Genomic DNA, 12,647 nt, shown 5'->3' with positions numbered 1-12,647 from the left:
TAAAAAAAGCTGGCGGGGATTTTTTCAAACCCGCGCCAGCCGACATTTAAACAAGCTACAGTTTAGCAAGGCTGTCATCCAGAGCCGCGATGACGGCACCGATGCTTTCATCGGTTTCATCCCCCATGTTGGAGATGCGGAAGGTCTTGCCCTTCAGCTTGCCGTAACCACCATCAATGATGAGGCTATGATTCTTTTTCAGCAGGCCGATGAAGGCCGCGACATCAATCTCCTTGTTGTTAGCCACGCAAGTCAGGGACTTCGAGCGATAGCCTTCAGGAGCAAAGAATTCGAAGCCATTGCGGCGGACCCAGTCGTGCACCAGACCATTGAGGCGAGCATGACGTGCGTAGCGGTTTTCGAGACCCTCAGCGAACATGGTCTGCAACTGATGACGCAGACCGTAGATGAGGCTGATGCAAGGCGTGCTCGGCGTCATGCTCTTCTCGCCATTGGCTTTGAACTCGATGAAGTCGAAATAATAGCCGCGATCTTCCACGGTAGCAGCGCGTGCCATAGCAGCCTCTGAGGCGGCGAAAAGGGCCAAGCCGGGAGGCAGGGCGAAAGCTTTCTGGCTGCCCGTCAAAAGGACATCAATGCCCAGTTCATCAAAGTTCACCGGTAGGGTGGTAAAACCAGAAACAGAATCTGTGATGAACATCACGTCTGGATATTTTTTCTTCAATGCAGCGATCTCCGTCAGCGGGCTGAGCACGCCGGTGGAGGTCTCATTGTGAATGAAGGTGATGGCATCGAACTCACCTGTGGCGAGGCGCTTATCAATCTCCTCTGGCAGGATGGGCTGGCCCCACTCGACCTGGTAAGCCTCGGCCTGTTTGCCACAGCGCTTCGAAACATCCAGCCACTTGTCAGAAAAAGCGCCATTGCAGCAATTCAGCACCTTTTTCTTCACCAGATTGCGAATTGAACCTTCCATCACGCCCCAGGCCGAAGAGGTGCTGAGAAACACCTGCTGTTTCGTGCCGAAGAGAGTCTGCAGCATGGGCTGGATCTCAGCATACAGGTCCTGGAATCCTTTGCCACGGTGGCCCATCATAGGCTGGGACATGGCTGCGAAGGTGGCAGGGCTGACTTCGACGGGACCAGGGATGTAGAGTTTGACGTGGGTGCTCATGAGGTTGGTTTAGCCTGAAGGAGGCTGATGAAAATGGGCCGTGAAAGTAGAACCAACGCGCCCGCGTGCAACTGCGGATGCAAGCCAAGTCCGTTTAGTCTGCCTTTTACTCCGACTTAAAGACCGGGGCTAAAAGCTCGAGCAGGGAAGCACGGGTGACGTAAAAAACATCTGGGCCAGTGCCGACCTGGCCAAAGTACAGAGCAGTATCCATATCCGGCTGGGTCGGCGAGAAATTAAGCTCTATGTCACGTGTGGGACCTGTATTAACTCCCGGTTCCCCCAGGGTGACTACCACGCGGAGAGCAGGTGTTTTCAGAGCCTGAATGGCATTCGTGGCATCTGCGGACCAGTCCTGGACATTGAATTTAGCCAGAGAGCCAGCAAGGCGGTCGGCCTTTACTCGATCAATCATAGCGGTGATGTCACGACCTGCACGTACACCCGTCCACTGAGCGGTGGTGGGATCATAGGAAAGCTCCACGGGTGGTTGGGTGCCAAGGCCGAGGCTGATCCTGCGCAAGGCAAATTGGGTGAAACGCAGCGCCCCTAAGCCTTTCCACTTGATGCCGTCTTGGGGAATGCTGGGTAGCAATGAGGCATCGATCTGATACACACTCGGCTCAGCTTCGTATTTGGCGAAGAATTCCGTCCGCTCGGCATTCGCCCCAAAAAACATCTTCGAGGTGCGACCATCTGCTGCACCAAAGATTAGCGTGAGGAAAGGTTTATCTAAGCCGTAACCCGCTAGATTGGCCGCCGAATCCGAGGCGTAATTGCGAATGGGGTGAGTATTCAATGACTCAAATAGCCGCGCGACACGATCGCCATTCGCAGGCTCCAGTTTACCATGACGGCGGAGGAACCAGGACTCCGATTGTTTTTCCAAGATGACCGGAGGGAAGGCCAGTGACTCAATGCGTACAGAACTCACGGCTTCCGAATTTACCCGCGCGAGCATTCGATCCCGGAGGTCGTTGGGCTGAGCCCAGAGTTCCTTCAAGGATTTCGATAAGACGGTGAAGACAGGACGGCGATAATTCACAGTGGCCTTCGTTTCCAGCGCATCTCCGACAGGTTTAGTTAGATTGATTTCGGTCTCAATCATTGTCTCGCCCTGCTTGGCCGTAAGGGTGATTTTCAGTGGTTGTGCCTGCGTATCTGAGGGACTCTTTCCAGCGTCAATGGAGGCAGCGGAGCTACTGGCAACCTCGACGGCATCCTTGATCTCGAGGTTTAGCAAGGTGGAAAGCAGTTCGCCAATCTTCTCTTTGCTACCGCGAGTGCTAAGCGGTTTCGTCAAAACCCAACTGCCACCGTCTTGGACGCGTGCTAACTCAATCTGACCACCTTCTTGGACCAATTTGATGCCGATGACGTGTTCGGCGGAAAGTCTGACCAATTTGCTATCCCGCCAATCTTTGGGGGCAGGTTTCAGGAGATCTGGCAGGGTGGTTTTAGCCACGTAATAAGTGACTTCGGTGCTATCCTGGGCCTTTTGCAGGGCGATGTAATGGCTGCCTTCGATCGGGGCCGCAGCCCCCAGCCAAAGCTCTAAGACTAGCTCGCTGCCGGCCATGAGACGCAATTTGTGTCGGGGCTGCTCAAGAGCCGTTTTGGCCCAGCCAGCTTCATCGAATTCAGAACGGTGTACACGCTCGATCCAACCGATGGCGAGAAGTTCATCCAGCAGCTTGGTGACTTTGTCGGGATCTGCATGGTCATTGAAGGGGCGCCGCACCCACCAGATGCCTTTTTCACGTGCCAGAGAAACGCCATCGCCACCGCTGGAATCAATCTCAAACTGGGTGACTTCCCCTTTATTGAATTTCGCAGGGCCTTTTTTCATCTCACGCAATTCCCGCGTGGATGGCAAGTAGCGCTCAACCCCAAGGATGACTGCGCCGAGGGCGACAACAAGTAGCAGCAAAAAAGCCGTGGTACGCGGGTGCATGGTGGTGGTGTCAGGCGGCGCGGCGGGAAGCCCAGACCATCATGCCAAGGCCTAAAACAAGCCCCGGCATGGCGATGGTAGTGATCCAAAAAATCAGCTCGTTCTGCCGTGGATTGAGCTGGATCCGATAGCTGTGTTTGAGCTTGGGAGTGATGCCGCCCAGCTTGTCTCGATTGATGATCCAATTCAGGCTGCCAGCGACAAAGTCACGATTCACAGCCAGAGCGGTTTTTTTGTCTAGGAGGGAGGAGTTTCCCACCACCACCATACGACAGGTATCCACACGCAGGCGCTCATCCGTAACGCTTCCACGCTCGACAGAAGCTGCTAGGAAAATGGGGGCTTTCGTATCCTCTTCATCCACCAAAGGCAGGTCTTCGAGGTAATTTTTCTCTCCCCAGTAGCGGTCTGATGCACCAATGAGAGCGTGCACAGTGATGTTCTGATTTTGCAGATAATCATCGTCAAAGCGCAGATCCAATGATTGCGACTGCCCCGGCATGGTGACGGTGGAAGCGGCTAAGGGCTGAGTGATGGAGGACTCGTTGTCAAAAACGGCCTGCACTGAGAATTCTTTTCGAGTGCCCGTGCCGGTGCTTTCTGCATACAGGACGCGGTCTTCACGTGGTGTGACGCCATTCATCCCCAAAAAGGCGTGCAAGCGGGGAGTTTCACCCGCTGGATCCAGCATCACTAGCAAGCCGGCGCGTTTGCTCCCCCAGTAAGCTTTCAGCATGTCCACCTCGCGCTCTGAAAGATCATAACGAAGCCCCACCATGAGCAGCCCATCCGCATCTTCGGGTACCCGTTTGATGTCCGCCAAATTGAGGGGAAGAAGCTGAAAATTCTGCTGGCGTCCCAGTCCACCCAGCGCCGCCATCGCATCGGCCAGAGCAGCCTCAGTGCGGGCACCTTTGCCTAAAACCATGTAGAACTTGCGTTCACCACCTTCGATCAAATTGATCATTGCTGAAGTGACCGCGTCTTCGCCACGAAATTCCTTAATGACACGGACGGTCTGGTTGCCAGTTTCACGAATGACCATCTCCTCTTCCCGAATGAAGCGGGTGCGGTTTCCCACGCGAATGACGATGCCGTTTTGATCCAGTGCCAGCCCGGTTTCAGCCTTCAGAGACTCAGCACGGTCAATGTCACGCAGGGGATCAATGGAACGCAGTTTGACACGACCACGACCATTGATGCGATACTCCTCCAAAAGGGCCTGTACATCCGGGAAAATCTTGGAATCGCGGGCGAAGACGTTGGCGATAAAAACATCTTTGGAGAGCTTGCCCAAATAGTTCAGCGTGGCCGAACTGAGCGTGTAACTCTGCTGCGGGCTGAGATCCCAGCGGGCGTGGTAGCGGTAACTCAGGCGATTGACGCCAAAGAAAATGCCCAGCACCAGGATGACCTGCAAAACCACGTTCAAGCCGATGCCCCATCTCTTTGGCAGAGAAGGCTTCGGAGAGGGGCTGGAATCTGGAAGGGAGTCAGGCATTGCTACGAAATGGCAAAAGGGATCGTGTGCGGAGGCGGCTCAGGACCTCCAGCGGCGGAATTCCACCACCTGATGAGTGAGGGCTAGAAACAGCAAAGCTAAGCTGCTGTAATAGACCAAGGGGCGTGTATCAATGAGGCCACTGGTGAAGGTGCGGATGTGCTCCCGGCTGGCAAAGTAGTTGGTGATGTCCACAAACGTTTCATTCACCTGACGACCAATGACACTGATGAAAAGGCCCACCAGGAAATGCAGCAGGCTGGCCGTGAAGGACATCACGGCGGCGATGATCTGATTGGAAGTCAAGGCGGAGGCCAAACAACCCATGGCAAGATTGAAAAGTCCCATCACGAAAAGGATCAAGTAGCTGCCTTTTAAAGCACCCACTGGCATCTCGATCTGCCCAAGAGTGATCCAGTCGAGAAGCTCAAAGTTTAGGTAACTCGGCACCCACAGCACACAGTAGATGATGACGGCGGCGATGTATTTAGCCCATACCACCTGCCAGGCACGCACCGGGGCGGTAAATAGCGTTTCAAAAGTACCCATCTTTTTCTCCTCGGAGAAAAGACGCATGGTCAGCAGTGGGAAAACAAAGAAATAAGACAGCCAAAACCAAATGGCATCAAAAGTCCAAGTCACGATTGAGCCCTCGCTAGGAGCACTTTCCAATAAAGAAAGAGCGGCACGCAGGCAAAAGCCATTCAGCACCATGATGAGAGCCAGGACGATGTAGGCCATCGGCGACACGAAAAACGCGCGCAGTTCTTTTTTCAGCAGCACCCAGAAGATTCTCATGGTGTCGGTTAGCGGTGTCAGGATTTCACAGGCTCAGAGGCTGCCAGTTCCACAAAGACATCCTCCAGGCTGGGGAGTTGGCGGTGGAGTTCCCGCAGTTTCCAGTTTTTAGAGGCGGCCAGATTCATCACGGCCTCGCGGACATCATTTCCAGGCTCTACTCTCAGGGTATAGTGCGTCCAGGAACCGTCTCTAGAGTCTTCAATGACTTTGCGGACCGTAGGCAGAGATTCCAGAGCGGCGGCCACATCCCCTTCCCCATTCACTTCAACAAAAACCTGGGTCAGAGCGCGCAGTTTTTTGGTCAAGTTGGCCGGAGTGTCGTTGGCCAACAGGCGGCCGTGGTGGATCATGATAACACGATCACAAATTTGCTCCACTTCCTGTAGGATGTGAGTGGAAAGCAGAATGGTGTGCTTGGGCCTCAGGCTGGCCAGCAGCTCACGCACCTGGCGGATCTGGATGGGGTCCAGGCCACTGGTCGGCTCATCTAAAATCAAAAGAGGCGGCTCATGCAGCAGGGCATCCGCCAGGGCCACACGCTGGCGGTAGCCTTTGGAAAGATTGCCGATCAAGCGTCGGCGCACATCCGCCACGGAGCACAGATCCATCACCTCGCCCACCCGGCGGCGCATGTCACGCCCCCGCAGCCCTTTGAGCTCCCCACGAAAGCGAAGGTACTCTTTGACCTTCATGTCCGTGTAAAGCGGGGCCATTTCAGGCATGTAACCGATGGAACGGCGAACTTCGAGCGACTGACGAAAGACATCAAACCCATTCACGGTCACCTGACCGGAGGTGGGCGGCATGAAACCGGTCAAAACCCGCATAGTGGTCGATTTCCCTGCCCCGTTGGGTCCTAGAAAACCAACAATTTCACCTGGCTGAACCTCAAAAGAGATGTGATCCACCGCCATGCGTCCGGCATACTGCTTGGTGAGGTCTTGGACGGAGATCATTGCGAGGGGGGAAATGAGTCTGACAGAATATTTTTTGAGAGGATTTGAAATAAAGACCACATAACGAGCGATGACAACTCCTGAACGGACTTTCCCCCAAATCGTCCTTCTTGTCGTGCATCCTGGCCACCCACGTGGAGAAAAGGTCGGCTTGCACCGTTGCATATTCGAACGTAATTATCTACAGCCATGAATACTAGTCACCTTTTCACCGCCTTTGGCCCTCTCGGCACCCCCGAGTTGATCATCATTGCCATTCTCGTTCTCGTCCTTTTCGGGGCTAAAAAGCTCCCGACTTTCGCCCGCAGCCTGGGTAAAAGCATGGGTGAGTTCAAAAAAGCCCGCGAGGAATTTGAGCACGAACTGACCAACGCGCAGGAAGAAGTCCAGCGCCCGACGATCCCCCAGACCGTCGAAAAACGCCAGCCAGTGTCTTCTTCCCAAGACATTTGATCCTTCTCAGGCGACCCCTATGGAAGCCTCTCAAACATGTTTTAAACGGCGAGGATTCTTCCTCGCCGTTTTCTTTTTTCTCCTGGTTAGCTGGCCTTCCCTCCATGGACAAGAAGTGCCCAAATCGGTCACCTTTTGTTCCTACAACCTTAAAAATTGGCTGCTCATGCAGCGATCTTTTGGGGACGAAAGCAGCCCTCTCACCGCCAAACCTGAGGCTGAAAAAGCACTCGTCGTTGCATTTCTCAAGGACATCCAGCCAGATATCCTCGGCGTTTGTGAGATCGGCAGCTTAGAAGATCTCAAAGATCTGCAATCTCGCCTCCGCGACCAGGGACTGGATCTGCCGCACCTAGAACACTGCACGGGAGGTGATACCACCCGCAGCCTGGGGCTGCTATCCCGTTTTCCCATCTCGGCCCGTGATTCGCAGACGAAACTCACCTACCAGATGGGGGCAGAGACCTTTCCCATGCAGCGCGGCATTTTAGATGCCACCGTGAATGTGGGCGGTGGCTTTGAGATCCGCTGTTTAGGAGTGCATCTCAAGTCCAAACGAGCCATCCCGGAGGCCGATGAGTCCCTGATGCGCCGAAATGAGGCCCATCTTCTCCGGAAACACCTGGATCGTATCTTTGAGGCGCAGCCCCAGGCGAAGATCGTCAGCTACGGGGATTTTAATGAGCATCGTAATGAGCCCGCGATCAGCGAAATCATCGGCTCACGCTCCACCCCAGGATACATGATTGATCTCTATCTACGCGATGCCCACGGGCAGGTGTGGACTCATTTTTGGGACGCGGCTGATGTGTACGGCCGTCTGGATTATCTTTTTGTGAGCCGCAGCCTGCGCCCTTATGTGGATACCAAAGGCACCCTCATCTACACGGCAGCAGACTTTGACAAAGCTAGCGACCATCGCCCCATCGTGATGAAGCTAAATCCCCAGCGCAAAGTCTCAGGCCCCCAAAAGTGAGCGCGCCTGCTGTACATCCTCACGGATCTGGTTCTTCAAGAACTCCACGCTAACAAACTTTTGCTCAGGCCGCACAAAGGCTTTCAGTCGAACTTCCAAGTCCTGGCCATAGAGATCTCCACTCCAGTCAAACAGGTGTACTTCCAAAGAAGGTCGCACACCTTCTTGTTCGACGGTGGGGCGCACCCCTAGATTGGCAATGCCAGGCCGCCATTCGCCTGCCACATGGGCTTCCACCGCATACACTCCATAAGGCGGCAGCACTTCGGCTTCGGGGGCCACATTCGCAGTAGGGAATCCTAATTGCCGTGCCAACTGCCGCCCCTGCAACACGGAGCCTAACAAAGAGTAAGGTCGCCCGAGCATCTCATCCACACGCACCAGATCCCCAGCCGCCACGGCATCGCGGATGAGGGTGCTGCTGACCACATCCCCATGGCTGCGGATGGGTGGCACGCCATAGACGGCAAAGTCATGCCGCTGCCCCAGGTCCATGAGCGAATGAATATTGCCACTGCGATTCTTGCCAAAGCTCCAGGTGTATCCCACCGAGATGCAGCCCAGCGGCCGACAAGCCTGAACCAATGAGTTTACAAAATCCTCCGCAGTGGTCTCCGCCACCTCTCGGGTAAAGGGACAAAGCAAGGTTCCTGATACCCCCATCCCTGCCAGCAGTCGCGTCCGCTGGCGTTCACCACAAAGCCTCTTCGGCAGAGCCTCTGGACGGAGTACACTGAGAGGGTGCGGATCAAAGCTCATGACGATGGCATGCCCATGATGCTGAACCGCATGCTCTTGCGCAGCACGGATGACTTCCTGATGCCCCAGATGCAGGCCATCGAAGACGCCGATGGCCAAGGCCACGGGACCAGGCACCTGGGAAAGCTCGGAAATGGAACGCAATTTCAGCATGGCTGGATGTGGCGCAAGCTACGTCTTTCTGCAAAGCCTGGATGCCTTTTCTATCTACCTAAATTCACACCTACGTGTTGAACGATTCAGCTCATGAGGGCGTCAAAAATAGCAAGAAGGAGGTAAACCCTATGAACCCCAACTTGAATCCATCCCCCACCGGATGGATGCGAAATGCCGAAGATCCTGGCATGGCAGGAAGTGCCGCCTGCCAGCCACGCAAAGATCAACGTCGCATCGGTCTCGCTCTATCCGGCGGCGGTGCCCGTGGCCTTGCCCACGTGGGTGTGCTACAGGTGCTGGAAGAAAATCATATTCCCATCGCCGCCGTAGCGGGCACCAGCATGGGGGCCTATGTCGGTGCCCTGCATGCCGCTGGTTTTAATACCGTGGACCTCGAAGGGCTGGCCCGAGAGATCAAAGATCGCCGCACATTGCTGCGTCTGCTTGACCCCATCTTTCCTCCCACCACGGGGTTAATTCGGGGCCACAAAATCCGCTGTCATCTGGAGCGCTCTCTGGGCACACGCACTTTTGAAGAGCTTGAAAAACCGCTTCTCATCGTCGCCACAGATCTAGATACCATGGCCGCCCATGTTTTTGATTCTGGCTCCGTAGGGGCTGCCGTGCATGCCAGCGCCGCCATCCCTGGTGTGTGTGCTCCCGTGCATCTAGATGGACGTCGATTTACGGACGGAGGCGCGGCCGAACCCTTACCCGTGCGGCTCTTGCGTGATCGTTTCAAACTGGATGCCGTCATCGCTGTGAATGTCCTGCCCACCACACAAGACATTCTCCACTGCAAAGACACGGCTTTCGTCCCTCTGACCACGAAGAAAAACCCTCTCCTACGTCTGCTGAATGCGACCTTGAGACCGATTAACCTACTGGCCTATGGCAATGTGATGGACACTTTTCGCCGGGCACTCATGTGCGCCCAGCTCGGTCTAGCCGAAAAGGAATGCCGTTATGCGGATGTGGTGATCCACCCCTTTTTCTGTGAAAGCACGTGGTTCGATTTTGAGAATTTCGACCGCTACATCCGCGCGGGTCGCCGTGCGGCTGAGGAAGCCCTGCCACGCCTGCTGGCGCTGACGGGTCAAACATCAACTAACCAGGAGTACAACCATGAAAATCCTGTCCACAACCCCTGCGTGGGACTCTGCGCCGCCTGAACTTTGGCAACACTGGCAACTGCGTCGCCTGCGCGACTACCTTGCCCATCGGGTGCTTCCCTTTAGCGCTCATTACCAGCGTTTGTTTAAGGAGCATGACCTTTCCGTCCATGACCTTCATACCCTGGACGATTGGGCCAACGCTCCCTTCACAAGCAAGAGCGATCTCACCGTGCCGCGTGATCAGCAGCGTGAGTTTGTACTGATGCCGGAAGAAGCGGAACTGCGCCGAGAATGGAGTGTCGTGATGAATGCTCTGCTGCACGGACGTGCTGCGGCCAAGGAGGCCCTGGAGCATGAGTTCCGTCCCGTGATGCTGACTAGCACCACCGGGCGTTCCTCGGACCCAGTCCCCTTCCTTTTCACCAAGCATGACCTGGCGAATTTAGACACCGCAGGCCGTCGTCTGATGGAGTGCGGACGCTCGCAGCGGGATTTTCGCCACCTCAATGCCTTCCCTTTTGCGCCACACCTCGCCTTCTGGCAAACACACCATGCGGGGCAGAGTTTTGGCACTTTCATGGTGAGCACGGGCGGGGGAAAAACCCTGGGCACGGAGGGCAATATGAACCTCATGGATAAAATCCAGCCGGATGTGCTGATCGGCATCCCAACTTTCATCTACCACCTGCTGCGGCAAGCAGTGGAAGAGGGCAAACATTGGCCTAACATCAAGCGTGTGGTCTTAGGTGGTGAAAAGGTGGCAGAAGGTCTGCGGGCCCACCTCATCGAACTGGTGCATGAACTTGGAGGAGATGAGGTACATGTCATCAGCACCTATGGTTTCACTGAGGCCAAAATGGCCTTTCCAGAATGCCCCGCAGAGAATGGTGCCAGTGGTTTTCACCTCAGTCCCGACCTCGCTTTCATTGAACTGGTGGATCCCCGCACTGGCAGGCCTGTGCCGCCTGGACATCCAGGTGAAATCGTCTTTACCCCATTGGATGCACGAGGCACCGTCGTCCTGCGCTATCGAACTGGCGACATTGCCGAGGGAGGCCTCACCTGGGTACGCTGCCCGCACTGCGGCCGCACCTGCCCCCGCCTCCTAGGCCCCATCAGCCGCGTCAGCGAGATCCGCGAACTGCACCTGGATAAGGTCAAAGGTACTCTGGTGAACTTCAATATTCTCGAGCACCTGCTGGATGACCAAAAAGGCGTCGCGGCATGGCAAATCGAATTGACCAAGCATAACAATGATCCTCATGACGTGGACGAGCTCATTCTCCACGTCGCCCCTGAACCCGGCATGAATACGGAGGATCTGAAGCAGCGCATTCATCGCCGCTTTGCCGAAGTCACCGAGATCCATCCTAACTCCATTTGCTTCCACGATATACCTGATCTCCGCGAACGGCTCGGCGTGGGTCGTCTTCTCAAAGAGGTCAAAATTCTCGACCGACGTAAGGAACTGCAACAAGCCCAAGTGAACCTCACCGCTCACTGAAGCTTTCTGCCCACGCCTTATCTCAATCCCTCTCCCATCACCGTCATGAAACCTCTCTACATCATCTCCGCCATCCGCACTCCCTTTGCCCGTGCAGGCAGCAGTCTATCTGGGCTGGATGCAGTGGATCTAGGCAAGGCAGCCGTGTCGGCTCTCCTGGCGCGCACAGGTTTGGATCCGCAGGCTGTGGATGAGATAATTTTTGGCTGTGTGGGCCAGCCAGCTCATGCGCAAAACATCGCCCGCGTCATCGCTTTGCGTGCCGGTTTGCCGGAGGCCAAGCCTGCCATGACCGTGCATCGCAACTGTGCCTCTGGCCTTGAAGCCCTCACCACCGCTCATGCCAAAATGTGTGGCGGCCATGGCGAGGTCTTTGTCATCGGCGGCACGGAAAGCATGTCGAATACCCCCCTCTACTTTTCACGCCAAGCGGCGGATAAATTTGGTCTTTTGGGCAAAGCCCGTAGCTTGGGTCAAAAGATCGGCGCCATGACCACCTTTCGCCCAGTGGACTTTGCACCCGTCATCGGTCTCAAACTGGCCCTTACCGATCCCGTGGTCGAAATGAACATGGGCGAAACGGCTGAGCTACTGGCGCGTGAATACAAGATCAGTCGCGAGATGCAGGACCGCTTTGCTCTGCGCAGCCATCAGCGTGCTCTCGCCGCTTCAACTCGGTTGCAGGCAGAGACGTCACCGCTCTACATCATGGGTCACGGGGTGGAGCCCGTGCTGGCTGACAATGGCATACGGGATGACTCCACCCTCGAAAAATTGGGAAGATTGAAGCCTTTATTTGATCGTCATCATGGCACCGTCACAGCAGGCAATTCCAGCCAGATCACGGATGGAGCGGTGGCCATGCTGGTGGCCAGTGAAGAGGCGGTGAAACGACATGGCTGGCAGCCTCTAGGTCGCCTGGTGGACTACGCCTACACAGGCTGCGATCCCCGCCGCATGGGCCTAGGCCCCGTGCGCGCCATGGATGCCGTTTTGCATCGCACGAATCAAAAGCTCAGCGACATGGACCACGTTGAAATCAACGAAGCCTTCGCAGCCCAAGTGCTGGCCGTTTTGCAATGTCTCAAAGACCCTGCGAGTGCGCGCCGTGCAGGATTGGAAGCTCCATTGGGAGAAATCCCTGACGAAGTTTTGAATCCTCGTGGCGGAGCTATCGCCCTCGGACACCCAGTCGGGGCCACCGGAGCCCGCCTAGTACTCACCGCACTGGATCAGCTTCATGAAAGCAAAGGCCAGCATGCCCTTATCAGCCTCTGCATCGGCGGGGGCCAGGGCGGCGCTGCCATCCTAGAACGAGTTTAACTAACGAATCCATT

11 protein-coding genes are annotated in these 12,647 nt (G+C 55.6%); 5 read left to right on the top strand and 6 right to left on the bottom strand.

All coding sequences use genetic code 11. From position 1 onward, the window contains the following. Nucleotides 1–55: 55 nt before the first annotated feature. The 5 genes from HNQ64_RS06980 to HNQ64_RS06960 all read right to left on the bottom strand — a co-directional run bounded on the left by HNQ64_RS06980 (nt 56) and on the right by HNQ64_RS06960 (nt 6,347). The gene (locus HNQ64_RS06980) at nt 56–1,135 is read right to left on the bottom strand and encodes a pyridoxal-phosphate-dependent aminotransferase family protein (RefSeq protein ID WP_184206872.1); all 1,080 of its coding nucleotides are present in this window, start codon (nt 1,133–1,135) and stop codon (nt 56–58) included. 106 nt (nt 1,136–1,241) lie between these two features. Next, on the bottom strand, nt 1,242–3,089 hold the full coding sequence (locus HNQ64_RS06975) for a DUF4340 domain-containing protein (RefSeq protein ID WP_184206870.1): 1,848 nt from the start codon (nt 3,087–3,089) through the stop codon (nt 1,242–1,244). Between the two features lie 10 nt (nt 3,090–3,099). Beyond that, nucleotides 3,100–4,590: a DUF7088 domain-containing protein gene (locus tag HNQ64_RS06970; RefSeq protein ID WP_184206868.1), complete on the bottom strand. Its 1,491-nt coding sequence runs from the start codon at nt 4,588–4,590 to the stop codon at nt 3,100–3,102. A 39-nt stretch (nt 4,591–4,629) separates the two neighbouring features. Then, entirely contained in the window at nt 4,630–5,388 is a 759-nt protein-coding gene (locus HNQ64_RS06965; protein ID WP_184206866.1) for an ABC transporter permease, read from the bottom strand. 17 nt (nt 5,389–5,405) lie between these two features. Then, on the bottom strand, nt 5,406–6,347 hold the full coding sequence (locus tag HNQ64_RS06960) for an ABC transporter ATP-binding protein (RefSeq protein WP_184206864.1): 942 nt from the start codon (nt 6,345–6,347) through the stop codon (nt 5,406–5,408). A 189-nt stretch (nt 6,348–6,536) separates the two neighbouring features. On the opposite strand from HNQ64_RS06960, the gene HNQ64_RS06955 reads away from it, so the two are divergent. Together HNQ64_RS06955 and HNQ64_RS06950 are read left to right on the top strand one after the other, a co-directional pair. Next, nucleotides 6,537–6,800: a Sec-independent protein translocase subunit TatA/TatB gene (locus HNQ64_RS06955; RefSeq protein WP_184206855.1), complete on the top strand. Its 264-nt coding sequence runs from the start codon at nt 6,537–6,539 to the stop codon at nt 6,798–6,800. 166 nt (nt 6,801–6,966) lie between these two features. Continuing rightward, entirely contained in the window at nt 6,967–7,776 is an 810-nt protein-coding gene (locus tag HNQ64_RS06950; RefSeq protein ID WP_184206853.1) for an endonuclease/exonuclease/phosphatase family protein, read from the top strand. Here the strand turns inward: HNQ64_RS06950 and HNQ64_RS06945 are convergent. Further along, nucleotides 7,759–8,688 (bottom strand): bifunctional riboflavin kinase/FAD synthetase, encoded by a 930-nt coding sequence (locus HNQ64_RS06945; RefSeq protein ID WP_184206851.1) that lies wholly within the window; start codon nt 8,686–8,688, stop codon nt 7,759–7,761. The genes HNQ64_RS06950 and HNQ64_RS06945 overlap by 18 nt on opposite strands. A 131-nt stretch (nt 8,689–8,819) precedes the next feature. Between HNQ64_RS06945 and HNQ64_RS06940 the strand changes: the two genes are divergently transcribed. From HNQ64_RS06940 to HNQ64_RS06930, 3 genes are read left to right on the top strand one after another with little or no spacing between them, the layout of a single operon-like run. Continuing rightward, nucleotides 8,820–9,863 carry a patatin-like phospholipase family protein gene (locus tag HNQ64_RS06940; protein WP_184206849.1) on the top strand — a complete coding sequence of 348 codons (1,044 nt, stop codon included), beginning with the start codon at nt 8,820–8,822 and terminating at the stop codon, nt 9,861–9,863. Further along, the gene (locus tag HNQ64_RS06935) at nt 9,817–11,310 is read left to right on the top strand and encodes a phenylacetate--CoA ligase family protein (RefSeq protein WP_184206847.1); all 1,494 of its coding nucleotides are present in this window, start codon (nt 9,817–9,819) and stop codon (nt 11,308–11,310) included. The genes HNQ64_RS06940 and HNQ64_RS06935 overlap by 47 nt, the downstream gene beginning before the upstream one ends. 45 nt (nt 11,311–11,355) lie before the next feature. Further along, the gene (locus HNQ64_RS06930; protein WP_184206845.1) at nt 11,356–12,633 is read left to right on the top strand and encodes a thiolase family protein; all 1,278 of its coding nucleotides are present in this window, start codon (nt 11,356–11,358) and stop codon (nt 12,631–12,633) included. The last annotated feature ends 14 nt before the right edge of the window (nt 12,634–12,647 follow it).

This window comes from Prosthecobacter dejongeii (assembly GCF_014203045.1).
GTDB lineage: Bacteria > Verrucomicrobiota > Verrucomicrobiia > Verrucomicrobiales > Verrucomicrobiaceae > Prosthecobacter > Prosthecobacter dejongeii.
This window is presented reverse-complemented; position numbering and strand designations above follow the sequence as displayed.